This window comes from Sediminibacillus albus, from assembly GCF_900101125.1.
In the GTDB taxonomy this organism is placed as follows: domain Bacteria; phylum Bacillota; class Bacilli; order Bacillales; family Amphibacillaceae; genus Sediminibacillus; species Sediminibacillus albus.
Genome location: NZ_FNFL01000002.1, coordinates 1 through 24,202, shown reverse-complemented (window position 1 = coordinate 24,202; position 24,202 = coordinate 1). Strand labels below are relative to the sequence as shown.

The window sequence follows — 24,202 nt, the reverse complement described above, 5'->3', positions numbered from 1 at the left end:
CAACTCACATTTCCTGATGATATGTCTAGAAATATTTTAACATGAAATTACAATTACTTTTGAAGCCTCCATATTTTTCCGGACGTTAAAAAGAGTTTGGGACAAAAATATAGTGGCCAAAACAAAAATCGAACGATGATTCGAATAACATTCGAACTCGTTCGATTTTTCTTTTCTACTGTGGACACAGTGACAACTGTATTTCTTCCTTCTAGCAAGGTTGGGGGCTTAAACTTGCGCAGGCAGAATACTTCGCTTTCCGCGGGCGGCTGGTGCGCCTCCTCGAGCTTGCTCTCGGCGGGGTCTCACCGAGGCCTTTCCTCCCGCAGGAGTCTCCGTGGATTTCCTCCGCTGAAAGCCTGCGTACTTTTTTCAGTAGTACACAAATGCACTTACAACCTTACACGGTTTCTAATGAGCCCTGCTTTAGGAGGCAATGATATTTTACTGAGTAGTGTCCATTATAGTACCGAGCTTATGCTCGTCGAGCAATCGGACTTCGTCTGTATCGGTATGTTCTAATTCCAGAATCACTAATTCATTATCCTTTTCCTTCAATAAAGGGCCTGGTAAATAAAGCCTTTGCTGCGGGCCTGCTGTATTCCAGTACCTGCCCAGATTAAAACCATTAATGAAAATATTTCCTTTCGTGAAGCCAGTACTGTCGATAAATGTGTCATGTAAGCCATCGGCATCAAATGTTCCCCGGAAAAATTTCGGGTACCTGTTATCCCCATTCGGCTGATAGTCCTCAGGCAATCGGTCTAACTCGATGGCGTACATTTCCCAATGGAAAAAGTACTGTCCCCCCAGCCAAATATTATGGGTTATCCCTTTTCTGTCTGCCAGGTGTTCTCCATAATTCGCTCTTCCCATATTCTCCACTAATATTTCCAGCGTGTTACTTTCGCTTTGGAAGTGCAGTGTAATCTCTCGCACTTCATCGTTCTTATAAATAGCAGAGATATACTTTCCATTCATGTAAATGTACGCCCGGTCATGGATAGCGTCGATTCCCATGGTTAAATCGCCTTGTTTGTTGACCTGTGTACGGTAAAGCGTAAAGCCGTAGGATTGATCAATCGCTTCCATAGGCAGAGGCGTCAGATTTTCTACCCGCGTGCTTATTTGCGTTAAAACATCAAACAAGCTGGCCCCTTCCTGTATGCTCACTGTTCCGTAATTTTTGGCTGTAATGGAACTTTTATAGTCTTCTGGAACTTGTATATATTCGCTTAGTGTTCGTTTGACGGCCCGATATTTGTCCGTTATCTCCCCATTTTCGGTTAGTAAACTATCATAATCATAGCTAGTAATTGTCGGATAATACCGGTCATAATGGTTAGCCCCATTCATGAAACCAAAGTTGGTTCCGCCATGGAACATATAAAAATTAACCGAACTTTTCCTCTCAAGTAATTCCTTAAATACTTGGGCTGCGTCTTCCGCGTCCCTCGTATGGTGTTCGCCAGTCCAATAGTCAAACCAGCCAATCCAGAACTCAGCAACCATCTTAGGAGAACCCGGCTTGAATTTTTCCAATTGGTCAAAAGCACTCGCCGCTTTGGAGCCGAAATTTAATGTAGTAGTGATGTCTGGCAGGGATCCTTGTTCGATAAACTCCGGTCCATCCGAAGTAAACAGAAATGTCTCCAGCCGATGCTTCGCATATTCTTGTTTGAAGAACGCCAAGTATTTTTGATCGTTTCCATAGGCCCCGTATTCGTTTTCGATTTGCATCGCTATGATAGGCCCTCCGTGCTGGTGTAAATAAGGACGGAACTTAGGAAGTAAAACATCATAATATTCCTCGATATGCTGCAAATAAGCTGGATCACTACTGCGCAGCACCATATCCTGATCCTTCAACAGCCAGGAAGGCAGGCCGCCCATTTCCCACTCTGCACAAATATAAGGTGATGGCCTGATAATGACATATAGGCCTAGCTCATCTGCCAATTGTATAAACCGTTCGACATTAGCCAGCCCGGAAAAATCAAACGTTCCCTTCCTTGGTTCATGAAGATTCCACGGAACATAGGTTTCTACTGTGTTTAACCCTAATGCCTTTAGTTTTTGAAGTCTGTCTTCCCAATGCTCAGGTACGGTCCGGAAATAATGAATGGCACCGGACAGAATTTGTAATGGCTTGTTATCTAAAAAAAATGCCCCATCTTTAGCTTGTAACATCATCAGTCTTCCTTTCTGCTTTTTCCCTTTTCAAAATAGCCAACCCAAAAGGGGATAACACACAATTTCCAGAAACAGCTGTATCATCCATTAAGCTTGTGAATACTTCTTCCGGCAATTCGACAGACTGCTCTGCTTTACTAAAGTTCATTAGGAAAAGATAATCATGCCTGCCGTCTGTCCTGCATTGCGCTGATACTCCTTCAGGCAGATCCGTAGTGATTGCTTTTTTAATTCCACAGGCTGCGATAATTTTCGAAAAAAATTCATCGTGGAACGGTTGTTTATTGCGGGAAGCTACATAGTAAGCCTTCCCTTTCCCGAACTTATTGACCGTAAGAGCAGGCCGGCCGGCATAGAAGTCGTTCTGGTACGACGCCAATGCTGTTGCCCCTTCTAAATGAATTAAGTCACATAACTCATGGGCCGTATACTCACCGCTCAGCCCTAATTCGTTTTCCCCGATTTTGACACGGTTGGTCTGTCCATCATACAATCCATCGATTTCTTCAGACCAGATGCCGAGCGTTCGGCGCAGCGGCCCTGGGAAACCTCCTAAATTAGTCAAATCGTTTTCGTTTACAATTCCAGACCAGTAAGTAGTAACAAACGTACCGCCTTGTTTGACATACGCCTCTATCTTTTCACCCACTCCCGGTCTGACCATATACAGCATCGGAGCTACCACCAGTTTATAGTTGGAGATGTCACTATCCATATCGATGACATCTGCTGAAACCCCCTGTCTCCAAAATGCCTGATAATGTTCTGCTACCGTTTGTTCATAGTTAATTGCTTGATTGCGGGGACCTTGGACATCTTTTACTGCCCATCTATTTTCAGTATCGAAGATGATGGCAACTTCGGCATCCACCACTGTTCCGACAATAGCGTCTAATTGATCGAGCGTCTCTCCGACGCTGGTTACGTCTTTAAAAACCCTGGTATGTTCGTTTCCAACGTGATCGACCACGGCACCATGGAACTTCTCGCTCGATCCCCTGCTTTTTCGCCATTGAAAATATTGGACAGAGTCAGAGCCGTGGGCCACAGCCTGCATCGAAGCTAGTAAATGCATGCCAGGCCGCTTTAATTTACTGATTGGCTGCCAGTTCGTTAAGCTCGGCGTGCTCTCCATTAACAAAAAAGGCTTGCCGCCTTTGATAGAACGGAACATGTCATGGTTCATCGCTACCCAGGCTGCCTGGTTGATATCACCATTCTGATCGTGCCATGTCGGATAGGAATCCCAGGAAACAAAGTCTAACGCTTCTGCAAACTTTGCATAATTAAGCCCTTCAAACGCCTCCATAAAGTTGGTAGTCACAGGCAAATCCGGATTAACCTTTTTTAATGGCTTCACCTCATGGATAAAGAAATTCAGCGTCTGGTCTGTCACAAACCGCTTCCAGTCCAAATTCAGACCGTGGACCATTGTTTCCCCGTGCGGTGCCGGTGATTCAATTTGTGACCAGGCAGAATACGTATGGCTCCAGAATGATGCCCACCAGCTATGGTTTACGTTATCGAGTGTCCCGTACTTATTCTTCAGCCATTCACGGAAGGCATCCTGGCAATAATCACAATGGCATTCCCCGCCGTATTCATTGGATATGTGCCATCCAATCACTGCTGGATGATTGGCATACCTTTCGGCCAGTTTACTGTTGATAATCGAAACTTTCTCCCGGTAAACCGGAGAAGTATAACAGTGATTGTGCCTTAAACCATGCAAGTTTCTGACCCTGTCTGGGCCTACCCGGAGCACTTCCTCATACTTTTCCGACATCCAGGCAGGGCGCGCCCCGCTTGGGGTAGCTAAAAATGCAAATATACCATTTTCCGCCAGTTTATCGAGGATATTGTCGAGCCACTCAAAGTGAAAGACGCCTTCCTCCGGCTCCAATTTTGCCCAGGAAAAAATGCCAACAGACATCACGTTGCATTTGGCCAGCTTCATTAGCCGCATGTCTTCTTCTAAAATACCTGGATACTGATCCCATTGTTCAGGGTTATAATCAGCGCCATTCAGCATTTTCGGGATTTTCTGGCTGACTGGTTTGTATCGCTTCGTCATATTGATCACCTGTCTTTTTCATTAGTATTCAACCACTTCGTATGGCTGGTAGTAAACAACGGCGTAATTTTCCAGCGGCAAAAAAGAATAGGTATCCCCTTGCCCTCTTTAGAGCTGAAGGGGTACTGTTTTTAATATTTTTCTAACACAACATGATCGAGATAACCCGTATAAGATTCACTAGTATCCGCATCAAAGCGAATCTCTACATTTCCGTTCTTGACTTCAATATTTTTTACTGAATACTTTCGCCAAATCATTTTGCCTTCCGGAACTTTTACCGTTTCTACCGTACCACTGTATTCCTTCCCCTGTGTAAAGGCTGAAAGTTTCATGTCTGTCTGATTTGTTGTTTGGTTATCGCCTCTGGCATAAAGGGACAGCTTGTAAATGCCGTCTGGAAGCTTCTTTGCTTTCTGCCTGAGATTCAGACTATCTCCCGGCGCTAACGAGAACTTAAACGCGTGATCGCCAGCATAAGCTGTTGTCACGTCGTTTTCAGCTGTAATAACTTCAGCAATATCTCCATTTGTCTTCAGCTTCCAGCCATTAAGGTCACCGCTTTCAAAGCCGCCATTGGACAGGAGGTCATCGCTATATTCATAAACTGCTTTATAGCTGGCACTCACGATTGGGCTGTAATCTAACAGCATTTTTGCTGAGCCCCACTGCCCTGACACATAATGGTACCCTGACCGCTTAGCAGCAGCCTGTATATGGACGTTTTGCGAAATTTGGATGGGACCTGCGTAAGTACGAATGGAATCATATGCCTTAATATATGGAGCCCCTACCAGTTGTTTGCTAGCCCCCGTACCACTTATAGGGTCTGCTCCATCCAGCGTAAAATAGATTCCTGCATTGGGAGTTGCTGTTTTCAGTTCGATATAGCTGCCTCCTTCTACCAGATGCCTGGTAGAATAAGAGTATCCATCCCCATCTACTACATCTACTATACTGCCATCGGGTAAGCTAAAGGTTGGAGCTGCAGCAGCGGCCAAATCATCTTCTTTAATGATTACATGAGCAAACGCATTATTCTGTTTACCTGCGACACTGCCAAAGACAATGTATTCTCCTGGAACATGGACATTAATATCGTCGATATCCTCCTTGTTCCATTCCACTGGCTGCTTTGCGATCGTACGCTTGGTATCTCCCATCATTCCGTTGTTTTTAACAGCGCTGATTTTTTCAGGCATTTCAAGGCTGTCACCCTTGTTTATCATGACTTGCGTTTCCCATCCGTAAGCATATGCTCCGGCATTCTGCGGCACGGATTGGTCTCCTCGAACGAGGTTAAATGTTTGTAAGGAAGGAAGTGCATAGCCATTGATATCAAACAACCCCGCTACTTCCCAGCCAGTTCCATAGGGGGCTGCCCATCCTGTCGTATTGCCTGGCAGCCAGGCTGGTTCCCAATAGAAAGCACCGAGTCCCTTTTCATTATTAATTTTTGCGGCCACATTAATTACCTCGCGAAGAGCAGTCGCCTGTCCTTGTACAGAGGCAGCCAAACCAACGGTACTGACGTCGCCATCCTTAAAGTTTTGCGGTGTATCGTCGCCAGCATCTTCCTTGATTGTCCATGGATATGCTGTTTCTGCGATAAAAGCATATTTCCCGTATTTCTCTGTAATATTGTTTAGGTTATTTAACACTGCATCATAAGTTCCATGCCATGATGGATAATAGGAGGCACCGAGGGCATCATAATCGACATTGTTTTTCTCCAAGGCAGATGCAAAACTATTATAAAGCCATGTATTGTTTCCGTTGGCCAGATGAAACGAAACCAATGCTTTATTTTCTGGATCATCAGCATTTGGATCGGTGTTGCGTACGGCCGCCGCACCAGCTTTAAATATGTCTACAGCGATTGGATTCATGTAGCCTTCCGAAGTAAGGTTAAACTGCTGTTCTAAAATATCGCTGTTCGTTTCATTTCCGATACCGACCATGTTCGGATAGACGCCGGCTTCCTTCATTTCCATTAATGATTCGGTGGTAAATTCACTGACAGCGTTCACCAGCTCATCACCGGTTAAATCAGACCATTCCTTTGGTTTGATTTGCTGGCCTGGATGTGCCCAGAAGTCGCTGTAATGGAAGGTGACAAACAATTTCATGTCTCTTTGCTTTGCCTGTTTAGCAAGTGCGATTGTTGTATCCAGATTACTATTTCCGCCACCATAAGGGTTGCCATATTTATCATAGGGATCATTCCATACGCGCAATCGAACCCAGTTGACGCCATTTTCCTCCAGTACGTCGAATAAGTGGGATTCTTGCCCGTTCAGGTCATAAAACTTTTTGTCTGCTTCCATGATTTGATACAAAGAAGAAACGTCTGCCCCCATCATGAAATCCGGTCTATTGTTGTTTTGCAGTTCTGGGATGGGTTCAACGATCGGCGCCGCTCCTGCCGCCACGGTTACTTCGCTGCTCGCCTGATAAGCCTTACCCTCGGCATCGACTGCGTTTAAGGTGATGACAGCCTGCCCAGTACCTAAAGCATCGATTCTGCCTGTCTGCGAATCTACATCTACTACATTTTCATTACTGACTTTCCAGGAATATTCCTCAAGGGAAACTCCTTCAGCAGTTGTAAACTGCAAGACCGAAAAACCACCCGGAACCATCGTAAAGTCTCCGCCCTTGATCTTTATTTGAGAAGTTTGGGCCGTTACAGGCGGTGCTAACGAAAGAAGCATGGCAATAATTAATAGCAAACTAGTTATTTTTCCTAATTTCATTTATACCGGTCTCCTTCTACATAGATTTCATAAATAAACTGTTGATGCAGGGGAAATATGGCGCCATGATCCGACTCACTCTATCAAACTGCTGCTTTTTCATCATGAAACAACGCCGCAGTCTATGCCTCTGCCGACATATAAGACTACCTGGCCCCCGCAAAAGACAGGAAAACAGGTAGTCTGCAATGTCACCAATCAACCTTTGATGAACCTTTCATCCACCTGGCATCTAATTACAGAATAGCCGGTGAACATTCAGACCTTTAATCAAACATCTATTTGATAGATTAAGAGAATTTCATGCTTGCTTTTGGTTCACTTAAAACTCGGCTCCATTTCCAGCCCGAATTGAAAAGACCCGCTTTTTAACTGATACTTATCCAAGACGTCTGGTCCGCAGCTTGCCGAACCAAGCCCATGCTGCCGATGATCAAGCAGGATTGTCACGAAATCCTGTTTGACTAAGTCATACGTGTGCTGTGCCTTTTCCAGGTTCTCTGAGGTATAGAATTGGGCATTAAAATCAAAAACGGGCTGCCCGGTAAACTTGATACCAATTCCCGATTCGTTGGTAGCCTGAGCCCAGCGGACTTGATGCCGACTGCCATTTTCTTGTGGGTAAACATATGGCGTATGCAAATCGTCTACTGTTTTTCTCCAGACGCCGACACGGTTTGCTTGTTTGCTATCTATATAAGACTCTCCCGGTCCAAGTCCATACCACTTCACCCTATGAAGTGCAGCCGGGATTTCCATTTTGAGCCCAATGCGAGGAAAGGTGTTTGGAAGTTTGCCATACGGGTCTCCTTTCACATCGATAATCAGTTTGCCATTAGAATCGATGGTGTAAGTATAAGTTGTCGAAAGACCCCAATTTAAGACCGGCGGGGCAACACGTGCCGCCACGACTACTTCCAACTGATGATGGCCTAATTGTTTATAGCTGACAGAATGGATTCGTTCCTGCAGCCAATGAAGACCATAATCTTTCCATTCCTTAATGGAAGGGATATCCTTCCAATGAACCTGTGCCCATAGATCGTTATCAATAGGTGCCCGCCATAAATTAAGTGCAGGACCTGTTCTCAGCAGATCTATTCCTTGGTACTTATATTCGGTGAGTTTTCCAGATGCTTTATCGATCAAAAGAAGGAAATGCTCCCCTCGTACAAGCAGACTATCCTTTCTATCTTCCACTAGCAGCGGCTGCCCGGACAGGCTTGTTTCTACCGCCTGTTTCCCCTTGTTTACTGGCAGCTCGAACTGAGCCCATGCAATCTGGTGTCCTATATTAGCCCATGCGTTATCGTTCGCAAGCGTAAACTCTATGTCTAGCCAGAAATCGTCAGCTGTGCCGTGGTAACCTTCAAGATGATAGGGCAAATTAATTTGTTTGCTTGTACGTGCGCCAATACCTGAAACGGGGATTGCTCCACTAGCGACGACTTCTTCTCCAGCCTTAATCGACCAAGCAGCGTGTAGATGATCCAGTGATACAAAATCATAACGGTTGGTAATCTTTATTTTGCCTGTTTTCAGATCAACTGCTTCTACCAAAACCGGTTCGATTACTTTTTTGTATTCTTTCAGTGCAGGAGAAGGTGTATGGTCTGCCATTACTAATCCATCAATGACAAAGTTAGAATCGTTTGGCTGCTCCCCAAAATCACCACCGTATGCAAAGTATTCTTCTCCCTCTGGCGTCACCTGGCGAATTCCGTGATCGAGCCACTCCCAAACAAATCCACCTTGAAGGCGGTCATATTTATAGAAGGTTTCCCAGTATTCCTGCAATCCGCCCGGTCCATTGCCCATTGCATGAGCATACTCACATAGAATGTGCGGCTTAGCTAAATCCTTGCGCTGGCCTAATGAGTCCATTACCCCGACCGCAGTGTACATGGTAGTAAACACATCAGATGCTTCCGGGTCTCTCTGTGGATCATAGTCACTTTCTGATCGGGTAAGTGCCCGGCATTCCCCTTCATAATGAAGAAGCCTTGTATCGTCGTATTGCCTCGCCCAATTGGCCATCGCCATATGGTTTCTGCCATAACCGGATTCATTTCCCAATGACCACATGATAATCGAAGGATGGTTTTTATCACGGGCCACCATTCGTTTCATCCGATCGACGTACGCGTCTTCCCATTCCGGATCATCACTTAACTGGTTCCAGTTACCGATTACATCAAATCCATGCGTTTCCAAGTCTGCCTCGTCAATTACATAAAGGCCATACTTGTCGCATAAATCATAGAACCGTGGATCGTTCGGATAATGAGCAGTGCGAACAGCATTAATATTATGTTGCTTCATCAGCTTGACGTCTTCCTCCATCCACTCCAACGGAACAGCACGACCTAAGTCTGGATGATGATCATGACGGTTAACGCCCTTTAACTTAATTGCCGCCCCGTTTACATAAAACAAGCCATCCTTCAACTTTATCGAACGGAAGCCGACTTTTGCCGGGATAACTTCAGCAATTTCATTTGTTTCTTTTTTCAAGGAAAGGAGCAGTTTATACAAATATGGATCCTCTGCAGACCACTTGCTAGGATTATCAACGGAAAAGGTTTGAACCACAGTTTTCTTGCTGTTGGCGGCAACCGAAATAGGTTGGCTTAGTTCCTCATCAATGACCGTCTGTCCGTTTGCATCCAACAAGTGATACTGCAGCTTATAGTCGGAAACATTCCTATTGCTGCTATTTTCAATCAATGCCTCCACATGCAGCACTGCATTTTCCTCATTTTCATCAAAAATTGTCTTAACAAAATAATCTTCTACATGTACCTTAGGGACAGCTAACAAATATACATCCCGAAATATTCCGCTTAGCCACCACATATCCTGATCCTCTATATAGGTGCCATCAGACCATTGATAAACCTGGACGGCCAGTTTGTTGCTTCCTTCTCTTAGATATGCAGTAAGATCAAATTCGGATGGTATTCGGCTTCCCTGGCTATAGCCGACTTCCTTGCCGTTCACCCAAACATAAAACGCGCTGTCTACGCCTTCAAATCTCACCGTCACTTGTTTATCGAGCCAATCCTTCGTTATCCAGAATTCCTTTACATAAGAACCCGTCGGATTTTCGCTCGGAACGAACGGAGGGTCTACCGGAAAGGGGTAAACCACATTGGTATAGGCAGGTTTTCCATAACCATGCATTTGCCAGGAGGATGGAACATATAAATCATCCCAGTCCTTTGTTTGAAAACCTTCCGCATAAAATTCCTCTGGCGAAAGACTTGGATTCTCCGCATAGTGGAATTTCCATATTCCATTCAATAATTTAAAAGCTGACGCATGCTTTCGATCAAACGTCAAGGCACTCCGTTTGTCCGTAAATGGAATGAATTGCGCACGCTCTTTCTTGCGATTCCGCTGTAATACTTGTACATTTTCCCAATCATTTTTGTTTTGGACCATCATCCCTACCTCCTGCTATAAAATATTGACTTCTGCTATTATCCTTTGACAGATCCCATCATTCCTTCGACGAAATGCTTTTGCATAATGAAGAAAACAATCGCTGTCGGAAGCGTTGCGATAACAATTGCTGCCATAATCACACCATAGTCCGGCGAATAACCGGCACCAAGATTGGAAATAAGCAATGGAATTGTTTGATTTTCAGGAGATTGCAAAACAACCAGCGGCCATAGATAGTTATTCCAGCTGTTCATAAAAGCGATGATTGCCGCCGCTGCATAGGTTGTTTTCATTGTAGGCAAATAAATGCGGAAAAAGATTCCTAACTCACTCAACCCATCAATTCTCCCAGCTTCGACCAAATCCTTCGCGAACATCTTTGTGTTCTGACGGAAGAAAAAGATAAAAAATGCTGTAATAATCGTTGGCAGTATCGCTGCTGCTAACGTATCAATCCCAAGGAAAGGCATACTGGAAGAAATGCCCCCAAATAAGCGGTACAAAGGGATCATGATTGCTGCAAAAGGGATCATCATGGAGAGCAAAAGTATATTAAAAATCCTATCCTTGCCCGGTGACCGGTAGATTTCAAATCCATAACCGGCAAGAGAGCCGATTAACAGTGTCAAAAAGGTAGTAATTACCGCGATAATTGTTGAATTCACTAAGGCTGTCAGCATGTCGACGGATTCAAATAACACTTTAAAGTTTTCGAATAAATGTGTCCCCGGCAGCAGCCGGCCTTTGGTAACATCAACCGATTTATTGGTCATACTGACGAGCATCCACAAAAATGGAAAAATTGATACAAGCGCAGCAATACTTAAAAAGGTGTATGTCGCTATTCTTTTAAACTTTCTCACTTGTCATCACCTGCCACTTTAAATTGAATGAGAGATAACAGAACAATCAGGATAACAATGACGTATGATACAGTTGCCGCATACCCAAAATCAGGACTGTACTCAAATGAAAGATTATAAATGTACATAGATATGGAAAGCGTTGCATTTCCCGGTCCGCCGTTAGTAATATTCATTACCTCGTCAAATAATTGCAAGGTCCCGATGGTCGAAATGATCGAAGTAAACAATATAATCGGCTTTAACATTGGTACAGTAATGTAGAAAAATTGCTGAAAGCTTGAGGCTCCATCGATTTTCGCCGCTTCATACATTGATCGGTCGACGTTTTGCAAAGCAGATAAATAGAAAATCATATTGTATCCTGTCCATCTCCACGTAATCGCAACGATAATGGTGATTTTCGCCAAAACGGGATCAGACAGCCAATTTAATGGCTCCGAGATAATAGACAAGTCAAGAAGAAACTGATTGATTAACCCATCAACGCCAAACAGGTACTTAAAGATAACAGCATAAGCAACAAGCGAAGTTACACACGGTAAAAAAATCGCCGTCCGAAAGAACCCTTTAAATTTTAATGTCGCATCATTCAAAAGCACAGAAAAAAACAATGCCAGGATGATCATTACAGGAACTTGAACGAGTAAATAGATAAACGTATTCGACAAGGCCGCAATAAACGTTGGATCACTAAATAGTCTTATATAGTTATCTAAGCCAACATATTCAAGGTTAGATCCCATTCCTGACTGGAAGGAAAGAAGCAGGGCCCGAATCATCGGATAAAAGTAAAATAAACTGATCCCTGCTGCAGCTATCAGGATAAATAACCATCCAATGTAATTGTTTTTGAACCGTCTGCCGATTGATTTTTTACTGGCTGTAGGCAAACTTGCTCTTTTCAAGACTTTACTCATCATTTCTCCTCCTTACACATAAGTGAAGCCCGATTTTGAAAGAAAGGGATTCTTTGAAAGTACAAGCAGCTTTCGCAGAATCCCTTTGTGATTAAAATTTTTACTTTCCAAGGCTTTGTTTTCTGAGATTGCCAGCATTCCACGGACAGCAGACTGTTTTTCCGCGGGAGACTCCCACACTTTTCTGTAAAATAGCAGCAGCGTTTACAGAGCCTTTTTCCAAATAACCGGTGCTTCTCTTATAAGAGTGCCTTCAAGTTTTATCCTTTCGATTTGCGGGTTACTTTAATTGCGATTCTGCCTGTGCCTGAGCATCGGCTAATACTTTGTCCAGGTCTTTTCCTTTTAAATAGTTTTGCATTTCTGCTGCTAAAATGTCTTCAATCGCATACGTATGCAAGCCATAATTAACGCTAGGAATTTCTTCCGTCCAGGCAGAGAAGTCGGAGATGACAGTTTGTCCGCTGAAGTAATCATTTTCAGCCTGGTATGCTTCTCCGTCTGCAGCTGGTGAATAGGTGCCAAGAGCACCAACGTCCAGCACGAGATCCTGGTAAAAATCGCTATTCGAGCCAAACGTATCAGCCAAAAACTCGGCCGCTTTTTCTTTTCCTGGAATATCCAATACGTAGAAAGAGCTTCCGCCCTGGTTGGATGCGTTGACCGCACCGTCCATGTTTAATCTTGGGATCGGAGCAACTGCCCACTTACCAGCCTGTGATTCTTCTGCTTCGATGCTAGGTGCAATCCAGTTACCGCTTGGAACAGTTGCCACATCGCCACTATTGAAAGCAGCAATGAACTGGCTCCAATCCGAATTTGCTTTGACAAAGTCTGCTTCTATCATTGCTTTATAGTTTTCAAAAGCTTTTCTTAATGGTTCGTTATCTACAAGATTGACGGTTTCGCCATCTTCTTCAACATACCAGGAACCAGCACTTTGAATCATTACACGAATAAGTCCTAAATCATTTGGATCAAGTGAAATCATATCTTTTCCTGTTTTTGCTTTAACGTCTTTACCGATTTCGATGTATTCCTGCCAAGTGATGTTTGTTAAGTCCTCCATCGTATATCCGGCTTCTTGAAGGTAGTCGGTACGGAAGAACAAACCTGTTACACCTGTGTCAAAAGGTAATCCATACTGTTTTCCATCAAGACTGGTAGGCGCCAGCTTATAATTGGCGAAATCGTCTGTGTTAAAGTATTCACCGATAGGATAGAAAGCATCTGGATAGGATTGTAAAAAGCTTTGTGCTCGTTGATCTTCGATTAAAACAATATTAGGCATTCCTTTCATACTGCCGGAACTAAGCCCTGTATTTAACTTTTGTACAATATCATCCTGCGCATTTTCGATTATTTCCAGGTTTATATCTTCACTGTATGCCTCTTTTGCAATTTCCAATGCCGCAATATTAAAATGTGGATCCCATGCCCAAGCCGTAATTTTATCCGGCTCTTCTCCTCCATCTGCATTACTGTTCGCATCATCAGAAGAGCATGCTGCTAAAACAAGGAATGTGACAACGGTTAACATCAACAACCAAGTCTTTCTGTACTGAAAATACTTCAATTTGGTAACCCCCTCTATAATGTAAGCGTTATCATTGCGCTTGTTTAAATCATAACATTCAAAAAAAAAGACCGTTAGAACGATCTTTAGGTAATTATTTAACTATCTTTAGAAGTTTTCACCTCCAAGAAAACGAGTTTTGGTATTATCTTTGGAAATAGTATTATTTTTATCATTTTCATCTATTATAGGTAAAATGATTTTTACTTTTGTTCCTTTATTTAATTCGCTTGATACTTCTATACCATATTCTTTGCCAAACAATAATTGGATTCGCTCATGGACGTTCCGCACTCCAATCCCGCTAAACAGTTGTCTTTTTCCTTTATTGCCCTGCATTTTGTTTACTTGCATGCCGTCTCCCGTGTCAACTACTTCGCAAACCAGCCTATCGTCCCGCTCCGCAATCAGGATTTGTATAAATCCTTGTTTCTTCTCGGTAAAGGCATGGAAAAAGGCATTTTCTATAAAGGGCTGGATGACCAGCTTTGGCAAATGATAATGCAAACAATCCGGAGAGATTAGTGTATTCACTTTGATTCTGTCTCCATACCTTGTTTGATTAATCTGCACATAGTTTTTGATATTCGTTACTTCTTGTTCGACCGTAATCGTCTCATCCACATTGCCAAGTGCATTTTGCAATAACGGGATTAGCGCATCAATTGTCTCCAGCGCTTCTGCTTTTTTATTTTCTTTTACCAGAAACTTGACTGACGTCAACGTGTTATAGAGAAAGTGGGGATTAATTTGGTGCTGCAGCGCCTCAAGCTCCGATTTTCGCTGCTTGCGCTGTGCCTTTATTAAATTGTCTACATGCTCTTGTAATTCATTCAGCATATAGTTAAAGGCGTTTGCCAATTTCCTCGCCTCATAGCCGCCACTTGCTGCGACAGGCTTATTAAAGTCATACTTCGCCATATTGGAGATTTGTTTGACAAGTCTTCTTAAGGAAGTCGTCATTCTCCTGGAGATAATAAATACAATACCGACTGCGAGCAGCACAATGGCTATGCTGATCAATACAATTTCTCTTCTATCTACCAAATTATCAATGACTAATTCCTGGTCAACCAGATTGACCAGATACATATCAAGTGCGGGCAAAGCTGATGTTAAGAGCAGATAATCTTTATCAAGGACGTGAACGTCCTTGTACTCAATGCCATTTTCTTCGGTTTCTTTCGCAGCCGCAAGCAACTTCTGTGAAGTTTGTCCAATTAATTCCTGCTGATTACTGGAGATAATTTCTCCACGACCATTCATGACTAGGACACTGTTCCCCTCACTCGTGTAGCCTTCATAAAACTCCCGCAAATCACGCTCCCGAATCGGAATATAGAGATAGCCGTAAACATTTTCCGTGGATCTCTCTGTTAGCGCCTTTGTTGCTACAATCATTGGCCTGCCATTGGTAAAATCCCCTTCTGACACAAATTGATAGAGAATTTCATTCGGATGCTGGTTCGAGTTTTTCGTGATTGGATGGTCAATTAGTGCATCCGCGGAAACCGACCAGTTTATATATTTCATATTAAATAACTGATTGTTTTTGCCTAGGACAATCATGTTTGCGTCACTCGGATTATGGGAAAACATGCGGTCCATTTGCTCTTTTATTGTATAAAAGGAATTGGATGCCTCCAGCGAGCTAACATTCTCCTTTGTCAGCAGCCGCTTTATCGTACCGTTGTTTTGTACGTTGATTGTCGTATATACGACGGAATAGCTATAGGATTCGAATTGCTGTTTAATTTGGTTAAGCACCTTTGTATTAGTAATGCTGAATGTCTCCATGAACAAATTATTAGACATGCGAATGGTACTAAAGGTAATCAGCACTGTAACAGATATAATACTAATGACCATAACAAGAAACATTTTCACAAATAAACTGTTTGTCTGAATCGCTCTTAATAACTTATTCATCATTTATCCTCAAATCTTCGCTTTGCTTTTTTTGCGATAACGTCCAGGAGACAAACCTTCTATTCGTTTGAACACTTTACAGAAATAACTGGGTTCCCCGTAACCGACCATTTCACTTACCCGGCTGATTGGAACAGACCCGGCTGCGAGGATAGCCTTTGCCTTTTCAATCCTTACTTGATTTAAATAATCACTAAACCCAATATGAAGATGAGTACTAAAATAACTGGATAAATAAGAAGGGTTATAGTGAAAATGATCCGCTAAAGTGGTTAAAGAAAGAGGCTCGGCGTAATGTTCCTCAATGTATTGTAATAACGCCTGGATGTTAGTCGAAGATTCCCTGCTGCCATCTACCGCAATCATTGTTTGGACAGCATCAAGAAAATCGTAAAATCGGGCAACCGCCTGCCTGGCATTTGCTGCCTCATTAATATCTGCAAAATATTGGTATTTCGCTATCTCCAATTCTTCTACATCATATTTCATATTGGCTAAAAGCACGATCGTATTAAAGATAATATTCTCCAGCCATGATTTGAATTCAAATATATCCTGGGTATAATTTTTCATTAAACGATCCAAATGTTCCTTTAATGAATCAATTGCAATGTCAAATTTTTTCTGTTTAAAGAGATCAATAAACTGGCTTAAATCAAATGGCCGATGGTTTACTTCCCCCGGCAAAGCATCATAAATTAACACTGGCTCTTCTGTTAAATAAAACAAGTAGTCCTTCATCTTTAACAAGTTATTCTTGTAAACGTCCTTCAACTCATGAATCGATGTAAATGGGACACTCATCAGTATAGAGATATTGGATTCGGACGTTCTATACTGCTTAGCTGCATGTGCGATTATTTGTTTAATGGCTGACAGCTGGTCGGCCTCAAAATTAACAAGCATAACACGGAAATCGCTTACATTATCCGGTGCTAACCATGTATCGACAAGACGCCCCTGCTGCTTTAACTGTTTGTTGATTTCGTCAAAGGGCAAAGCATTTTCCTTATTTTCAGGCAGATAAACTGCTGCAATACAGAATTGGTCGTAAGCAAATCCTTTCGCCAGCCTTTCTTCCATACTCGTGATGGAATATCCCCGAATACTCTTTTCTAATAGTTCCTCTACGGTGACAGGCCTTTGTTTCACTTCGTCAGAACTTAGAGGAACAGGTACTAATTTCCGCAACGTTTTGATTAACTCTTCCCCATTTAATTTTGGCTTCAGAATATAATCTGCTACCCCATTTTGAAAGGTAGACCGGACATAATCAAAATCTTCAAAACTGCTTAAAACAATGATTTCCAGATCTGGGTATTTCTCTTTTGCCAATCTAACTAATTCAGTTCCATCGATATCCGGCATCACAATATCCGTAATCAGAATATGGGGTTGTAACGTTTCAATCATCTGCAAGGCTTCCCTGCCATTCGAAGCCTCACCTACAATCCGGAAACCTTCCTGCTCCCAATCAATATAGTTGATAATTCCTTGTCTGATCAGCATTTCATCATCAACTATTAATACTCTGCACAGACTATTCACAACAATCTCCCCCTTAAGAAACCGCATAGTCTTTTGGAAAACCGGGGCTCTGTTATCTATGCCCGGCGAGGAAACTTAGCGTACGATACGTGTCACAAGCAATGCTACACTCTAGAGTAGATGGAACAACTTTATCATAACGATAGCTTTTCTAAAATAAACTATCAGCTGATTTTCTGACCTTTCCTATATTATAGAACAATCGTTCAAATCAAGCGAATGCAATATTTAGCATATTCCATCTAAAAATAAGGCTTTGCAGTCTTTATGGTTGTCTTTTTAAAGAAATATGCGAAAATTAAGTAAATAATAATCGACAGGAGGAAATCATATGGTGAAAAGCTTGCAGGACACTGTGGCATTACCTAATGGAGTGAAAATGCCATGGCTCGGGCTGGGTGTTTTTAAAGTATCAGATGGAAAAGAAGCTGTCGAGTCTGTGAAAGCGGCGATCAACAATGGCTATATAAGTATTGACACAGCTGCTGTCTATAAAAACGAGGAAGGTGTAGGGCAAGGCATTAAAGAGTCGGGAGTCTCCCGTGATAAACTTTTCATCACCTCCAAGGTATGGAATGGCGACCAGGGCTATGACTCAACCCTTGCCGCTTATCAAGCCAGTCTCGATAAATTAGGGCTGGATTATCTCGATTTGTATTTAATCCACTGGCCGGTGCCATCCCAGGGGAAATTCATAGAAACATGGAAGGCGATGGAGAAGTTGTACAAGGAAGGAAAAGTGCGGGCCATCGGTGTCAGTAACTTCAAAGAACATCATATCGATGTGCTGCTGGATGATGCAGAAATTACGCCGATGATCAACCAGGTAGAGTTCCACCCGCATTTTGCCCAAAAGGAATTAAGAGCTTACTGTAAGAAGCACAGTATTCAAGTAGAAGCCTGGTCGCCGTTGAAGCAGGGCGAACTGTTAGATGATCCAACATTAACAAAGATTGGTGATAAATACGGCAAATCACCTGCACAAGTGATTATTCGCTGGGACTTACAAAGTGGTGTAGTGACAATCCCGAAGTCGACAAAAGAGCATCGTATTATCGCCAATGCCGATGTATTTGACTTCGAGCTGACTGCGGAAGATATGGCAGCGATTGATCAAATGGATACGGGCATACGTGCCTTCGGTGATCCGGATAAAAAGAAATAATAAACAAAGGGGCTGTCCCATAAGTTATACAACTTATAGGGGAGCTCCTTCATTAATAAAGAGGAAAGATTTCTCCACTCCGGACAGTCGCTTTCCGCGGGCACGGGCTCATTCCTTCGTTCTGCGGGCCGCCGGCCACGTGCTGTTCCCGTCTCTCTTCCATTCCAATCTATTGACCATTCCACACGCTATTTAAACAAATGCTCAAATACAGCATCGATAGTTGGAAAACCGCCGAGATCTTCATCTGTTGGATCATCTGTTTCCACTGTCCACTCCTGTCTGGCTAAAGATAATTGCCCATCAGCATTTTTAGTGAACGGCATATGCACCATATACACCCTTCCATCTTTTCTTACGGTATAACCAACATAATAATGTTGATCCTGTCCTTCCTCTTCGAAGGTGCCAATATCGTCAATGTCGTATTTATCCATAAGCGGACGAAATGATTCTTGTAAGTCATTCATTATTTGGTCAATCGATACATTTTCCATAGCTTATCCCTCCATGATCGCATTATTATTAATATGCTTTCCTTACCTACAAGCCATTCATGCAAAAATTTCCTTGTGTATCTCTTCATTTTCTAAGCAAACTATTTGATGAAGACCTAAAAGAACTTGAGAAGGATTTGATTTAATGGATAGAGCAAAGGACCCAAATAACATGAAGCGCGAAAAGAAAGACAACCCCGTTGCTGAACAGCAATTGACGTATCCGGGACAAGAAGCAGACGATTTTCGTGACATCACTTATACTCCAGGAGAAAATCATTATTTAAATGAACCGCGCGGGAAAAAGGAAGAATAATCTTAAAAAAGCAGTTGGATTCCGAAATCCGGAGCCAACTGCTTTTCGCTTATTCTTCTTCCGTATTCATCCATGTTTTTCCGTCCGTGTTATCCCGGACAATTTCTTGAGCAGGCGAAAGCCGACGGTCCCGATCTTTCGTAAGTTCTTCATTTTGGCCGGGATGTTGTTCAAACTCACTATTCACTACATCATTCAATACCGCAGAACTGTCCGTTTCCGTTTTAACATTATTCATCTCTTTCTTTAGCTGCTCGTTGTTTTTCATTGCTGTCCCTCCAGTAAATGTGCGTATACAGTTATTCTTCCTGTATTTTGGTTTTATATGAGTTTAAACTCGATTTATGGTGAACGATAAAATAGTGAAAGAAGCGGCAAAATCACATACCGCTTCTCTTCTACAATTCTGCTAAAAAACAGCCCCCTCTATTAATGCAATATTTACTGGGAATTCACCATTCTTTTTGACAAATTATTTCGTGCCATCTAATCGGTCAACCAACCAGAACGACTGCCAGTCTTTTCTTTCTTCATATGGAATATCTCTTCCTTCTTCACTCAACACAGGGATATTAGGATAATAATCGTTTAATCCGTCTAAAATAACGTGGTGAGCATGTTAATCAGCTAGCGTTAATGGTGATTTATCTGCTTTGGCCTCTACTTCAAAATCCTGGGTATAAACTTTCAATATTTCCTTTCCGGTTTGTAAGGACACGTCCAACAGCTAGTTAAGTCAATATTGCTCATTAAGACGAATACCCCTTTTGTTGCAAATAATCAATAATCATTTGTACTGATTCATCTAATGACTGCTTGTCTGTTTCAATTGTAACTTCCGGATCTTCCGGTTCTTCATATGGATCATCAATTCCGGTAAAGCCCCTAATTTCTCCAGCACGAGCTTAGTTCTAGTAATTAATTACATCATAAATATTGCCCAAGCAGAAAGTTCAAAAATCGTCACTCTTCGAGCAAAAAGATACGCCGAATCATCAGTTCCAAAACAAGCATAAACCTTTTAAATCCTCAAAAATTATAACACAATTTTACAAATTTCGATATCCAAGTAAAAAACTGCGCCGAATCTGCGCAGTTTTCTTTTCAAGCAATATTATCTAGGCAAAGTTTAATTGGAATTAATCATTTCTTTCACTTTGTCAATTTCCTCATCATTTATGACATAATAGTAAATGCCATCTATCTTTGTTCCTGATCCTTGCATCTGATAAGTGGTAACATTCTTTCTGGTATCTCGATAGTTTAGTAACAAATTTTGCATATCTTCAAAATCCATATTACTTGCCATGTTGTTGCCAAGCACTTGAACAATATCATCTATTTTACTTACCGATCCAATCGAAGCCCCTTTATCAATGATTCCCTTAATCACCTTTCTTTGGCGTTCATTACGTCCAAAATCCCCATTTGGGTCCTGTTTACGCATTCTGACATAATCTAAGGTTTCCTCTTGACTAAGCTGAATCTCGCCAAGTGGATAATGATAACCCTTCCGTGTAAACTCTATTTCATTATCTACCGTAATACCTCCTACAGCTCCCACCAGCTCAGTCAAGCCTTCCATATTTAAACGAACATAGTAATCTAACTCAATATCAAGAAATTTCTCTACTGTATTAACAGACATATCTACACCGCCAAAAGCATAGGCATGATTAATCTTGTCTTCGGTTCCTTTACCTACTATCTCTGCTCTCGTATCTCTAGGGATACTTACAAGCTCCATACTATCCTGCTTCGGATTTAATGACAGTACCATCATAGCATCAGATCTACCCGCATCATTTTCTCTCTCATCGACGCCAAGCAGCAATACATTTAAAGGTTCTTGATCTTTTACTTTCTTTTTACCAATAGTCGTATCAATAGAATCCACTGGCTGAGTTATTTTATTTGCTACAGTTTGTTTTGCATTATGGTAAATTGAATATATAAAAGCACCTGAACCTGCCATTAGTAATAAGACTATAACTAATAATCCTTTAATCCATGACTTTTTGGACTTCTTTTTATATTGAGAACGTTTCATCTGTTTACATCTTCCCTTTTCTTATATAATTTTTCTAATATGGTTATTTGTTAAATGACAAGATACCACTCCTGCAAAAATAGTGGAATTTTACATTTCAATTAACTTTCTTGAAAATACAACTTAATTGCATCGGCAATACGCCTTGATGCTTCCCCATCCCCATAAGGGTTTGAAGCATAAGCCATTTTTTCATACATTGCCTTATTTGACAGAAGTTCATTGGCTAAATTAAAGATATTTTCTTCCTCTGTTCCTGCAAGCTTCAATGTCCCTGCATCAATACCTTCCGGTCGTTCTGTAGTGTCTCGCAGAACAAGCACAGGTACACCAAGGGAAGGTGCTTCTTCCTGTACACCTCCGGAATCTGTCAAAATTAAATAAGCACGTGAGGCGAAATTATGGAAATCAACAACACTCAAAGGTTCAATCAACTTAATTCGACCATCATTCCCCAGAATTTCATTCGCTGTTCTTTGGATTAAAGGGTTAAGATGTACTGGATAGACCACTTGGATATCGTCATGTGTTTCTACTAAGCGCTTAATTGCGCGGAACATTTGTTCCATGTTTCCCCCTAAGTTTTCCCTTCGGTGAGCTGTCATAAGTACTAGTTTTTTTCCATTCAGCCCATCAAGCACCTCACTTGTATAGGTGTTGTCAACTGTTGTTTTTAACGCATCAATAGCTGTATTGCCTGTAACGAAAATCCGATCCTCCGCCTTGTTTTCTTGTAAAAGATTTTGTTTGGATTTTTCAGTTGGCGAAAAATGCAAATCAGCCATTATCCCTGTCAACTGGCGGTTCATTTCCTCAGGATAAGGAGAATACTTATCCCATGTACGCAGACCTGCTTCGACATGGCCGACTGCAATCTGGTTATAAAATGCAGCAAGAGAGGCTGCAAAAGTTGTAGTGGTATCGCCATGAACTAAGACTATATCCGGCTTAGCTTCCTTCATTACTTCATCAAGGCCTTTCAACGCTCTATTTGTTATCTCTGTAAGTGACTGCTGTTTCTTCATAATATCTAAATCATAGTCAGGTGTTATCTCGAAAATCTCCAACACTTGATCTAACATTTCCCGGTGCTGGGCAGTTACCGTTACAATACCTTCGAATTCCTGGGGGCGCTTGCTCAATTCCAGGATTAAAGGTGCCATTTTTATCGCTTCTGGTCTCGTCCCAAAGATTGTCATTACTTTAATAGGCTTGTCCAATTATGTCACTCCTGTTAATGTTGAATGTTCGAATATTGTCTATCTTTGATTCATAAATAGAATTATATCATATCACGAAAGATAATTAAAAAAGCAAAAAAAGCCTGCAAAAAATTTGCAGGCTTTTTCTTTACTTATATAATGGTACATCTAAAAATAGAGTAGTTAACCCAATATCTTGATACAAATTGTACATTGTACCGACCTGTTTATATGCCCAGCCAATATCTGTAGCGTATTGATGAGAAGCATAACCATAGGAATCCATGGCTGCTGGATTCCAGCGCATTTTGTACAGGGTATTCTGACCAGCTTTTATAAAGCTGTTGCCAATAAACTTCGCTCCGCCTATGATAGCCTTTTCTGGACTGAACCAGCCTTCACGGTAAGCACGGAACGCTCCTCCCTCATAAGCATTACCATCAACAGCTCCTATGCCATACATATTATAGGTTGTTTTAATGTCTTTTAAACTATTGCGGTTGTCATTATTAACTAATACTAGGGCACCAGAATTGTCTTTCCCGACTTCTACCCCAGTGGAGAGGTCTGCTGTTCCATTACCAGTTTCTAACAGAGCGTGGGAAACTAAGTAAACATCACTTATTCCATGGATATTACTTGCATCTATAAAGGAGCTGCCTTTACCAGAAAGTATTCCTTTACCTGACAAATAACCATCCAATTCCGCTGTTGTAGCATTGCTGGCTCTTCCTAAATCAAGAAATTGAAACTTCTGACGATCATTTTCCAAAAAGTTGTTTGGATTTAGATAGTATCGAACGTCTTCTTCACTGGCAGTAACCCATTGAGCATTCCCATTGAATTTAATCTGATACCAACCATCATATTCACCTAAGATGCTGACCTTAGTCCCGTTGGTCAATTGTCCAATCTCCTTGTATTTAGTTCCAGGTCCCCCTCTAACATTCAACACACTTGCAGTCACTTCATCATTACTGTCTATATAAGACTTGGATACATATCCATAATTTGAATCAGTCTGAGGATTCACCTTCATTTGGAGCTTGACTGCTTCAGTTAAAGTAAGATCATAGTTGGTTTTACTAACACCGTAGATACCCACATCACTTTTATTAACATATCCAACACGATCGGCGAAAACGACTCGCCACCAGTCTCCATAGTCAGTAGCGATAGGAAATACTGTCTCTGCTTCTAAACTTCCGAAAGCCACTAAACTTCCTGACGTATTATCATAGACCGTAACCTTATCATTTGTTACTAAATCACTATCCGAATTAGAATACTTTTTATTTAAGTTAGGAACTTCTGATTCCGTAGCATAACCTGTGTCTGCTTTACGAACATAACCATAAATTTCACCGAACTGGATTCGCCACCAGTTACCGTAATCCCTTAAAATCGGGTAGGCTTGTCCTTTCTTTAATTCACCCACTTTTTTCAATGAGGAACCACTATTATCATACACAGCCAAATTATCTTTAAAGACTCGGAAATAAGCATCCCCACTTTTGAATGCAGCCTTCACCCTATCTTTACTAACATAGCCTACCTGATCGGAGTAAAGAACACGCCACCAGTTGCCGTAGTCGGTTGCGATTGGGAATCTCTCCCCTTTTTCTATCTTACCGAATGGTTTCAAGCTTCCCGATGCATTATCATA

Annotated in this window: 16 protein-coding genes and 1 pseudogene; 2 read left to right on the top strand and 15 right to left on the bottom strand. The window is 41.9% G+C overall.

Annotated elements, in window-relative coordinates; translation table 11 throughout:
• Positions 1-444: 444 nt before the first annotated feature.
• From BLR93_RS06335 to BLR93_RS06295, 9 genes are all read right to left on the bottom strand, one after another.
• Positions 445-2,190, bottom strand: a complete 1,746-nt coding sequence (locus BLR93_RS06335; protein ID WP_175559276.1) for a glycoside hydrolase family 35 protein — start codon at positions 2,188-2,190, stop codon at positions 445-447.
• Positions 2,177-4,267 carry a beta-galactosidase gene (locus BLR93_RS06330; RefSeq protein WP_093212435.1) on the bottom strand — a complete coding sequence of 697 codons (2,091 nt, stop codon included), beginning with the start codon at positions 4,265-4,267 and terminating at the stop codon, positions 2,177-2,179. Before BLR93_RS06330 ends, BLR93_RS06335 begins: the two co-directional genes overlap by 14 nt.
• 131 nt (positions 4,268-4,398) lie before the next feature.
• Positions 4,399-7,023: a glycosyl hydrolase 53 family protein gene (locus tag BLR93_RS06325; protein WP_093212433.1), complete on the bottom strand. Its 2,625-nt coding sequence runs from the start codon at positions 7,021-7,023 to the stop codon at positions 4,399-4,401.
• A 318-nt stretch (positions 7,024-7,341) separates the two neighbouring features.
• A complete protein-coding gene (lacZ, locus tag BLR93_RS06320; RefSeq protein WP_093212431.1) occupies positions 7,342-10,467 on the bottom strand; it encodes a beta-galactosidase, LacZ type in 3,126 nt (1,041 codons plus the stop codon).
• Positions 10,468-10,505: 38 nt separating this feature from the next.
• Positions 10,506-11,333, bottom strand: a complete 828-nt coding sequence (locus tag BLR93_RS06315; protein ID WP_093212429.1) for a carbohydrate ABC transporter permease — start codon at positions 11,331-11,333, stop codon at positions 10,506-10,508.
• Positions 11,330-12,253 (bottom strand): carbohydrate ABC transporter permease, encoded by a 924-nt coding sequence (locus tag BLR93_RS06310; protein ID WP_245690080.1) that lies wholly within the window; start codon positions 12,251-12,253, stop codon positions 11,330-11,332. Before BLR93_RS06310 ends, BLR93_RS06315 begins: the two co-directional genes overlap by 4 nt.
• A gap of 280 nt (positions 12,254-12,533) precedes the next feature.
• Complete coding sequence (locus tag BLR93_RS06305; protein ID WP_093213439.1) at positions 12,534-13,793, bottom strand: ABC transporter substrate-binding protein; 1,260 nt, start codon at positions 13,791-13,793, stop codon at positions 12,534-12,536.
• Between the two features lie 144 nt (positions 13,794-13,937).
• The gene (locus BLR93_RS06300; protein WP_093212425.1) at positions 13,938-15,758 is read right to left on the bottom strand and encodes a sensor histidine kinase; all 1,821 of its coding nucleotides are present in this window, start codon (positions 15,756-15,758) and stop codon (positions 13,938-13,940) included.
• Between the two features lie 9 nt (positions 15,759-15,767).
• A complete protein-coding gene (locus tag BLR93_RS06295) occupies positions 15,768-17,306 on the bottom strand; it encodes a response regulator transcription factor (protein WP_093212423.1) in 1,539 nt (512 codons plus the stop codon).
• A 331-nt stretch (positions 17,307-17,637) separates the two neighbouring features.
• On the opposite strand from BLR93_RS06295, the gene BLR93_RS06290 reads away from it, so the two are divergent.
• Positions 17,638-18,471, top strand: coding sequence for an aldo/keto reductase (locus tag BLR93_RS06290; protein ID WP_093212421.1), 834 nt, complete (start codon positions 17,638-17,640; stop codon positions 18,469-18,471).
• Positions 18,472-18,659: 188 nt separating this feature from the next.
• Here the strand turns inward: BLR93_RS06290 and BLR93_RS06285 are convergent, their stop codons facing one another.
• Complete coding sequence (locus tag BLR93_RS06285; RefSeq protein WP_093212419.1) at positions 18,660-18,968, bottom strand: DUF5634 family protein; 309 nt, start codon at positions 18,966-18,968, stop codon at positions 18,660-18,662.
• Positions 18,969-19,113: 145 nt separating this feature from the next.
• On the opposite strand from BLR93_RS06285, the gene BLR93_RS17970 reads away from it, so the two are divergent.
• Positions 19,114-19,284: a hypothetical protein gene (locus BLR93_RS17970; protein WP_175559275.1), complete on the top strand. Its 171-nt coding sequence runs from the start codon at positions 19,114-19,116 to the stop codon at positions 19,282-19,284.
• A 49-nt stretch (positions 19,285-19,333) separates the two neighbouring features.
• Here BLR93_RS17970 and BLR93_RS06280 read toward each other — a convergent pair whose 3' ends face one another.
• The 5 genes and pseudogenes from BLR93_RS06280 to BLR93_RS06260 form a co-directional block, all read right to left on the bottom strand.
• Positions 19,334-19,552: a hypothetical protein gene (locus tag BLR93_RS06280; RefSeq protein WP_093212417.1), complete on the bottom strand. Its 219-nt coding sequence runs from the start codon at positions 19,550-19,552 to the stop codon at positions 19,334-19,336.
• A 481-nt stretch (positions 19,553-20,033) separates the two neighbouring features.
• Positions 20,034-20,177, bottom strand: a pseudogene (locus BLR93_RS06275) (adenylyl-sulfate kinase); the annotation flags it as partial.
• A 236-nt stretch (positions 20,178-20,413) separates the two neighbouring features.
• On the bottom strand, positions 20,414-21,334 hold the full coding sequence (locus BLR93_RS06270; protein ID WP_093212415.1) for an LCP family glycopolymer transferase: 921 nt from the start codon (positions 21,332-21,334) through the stop codon (positions 20,414-20,416).
• A gap of 101 nt (positions 21,335-21,435) precedes the next feature.
• Positions 21,436-22,554 carry a non-hydrolyzing UDP-N-acetylglucosamine 2-epimerase gene (gene wecB / locus BLR93_RS06265; protein WP_093212413.1) on the bottom strand — a complete coding sequence of 373 codons (1,119 nt, stop codon included), beginning with the start codon at positions 22,552-22,554 and terminating at the stop codon, positions 21,436-21,438.
• Positions 22,555-22,684: 130 nt separating this feature from the next.
• On the bottom strand, positions 22,685-24,202 hold a 1,518-nt coding region (locus BLR93_RS06260), incomplete at its 5' end, for an SH3 domain-containing protein (RefSeq protein WP_175559274.1).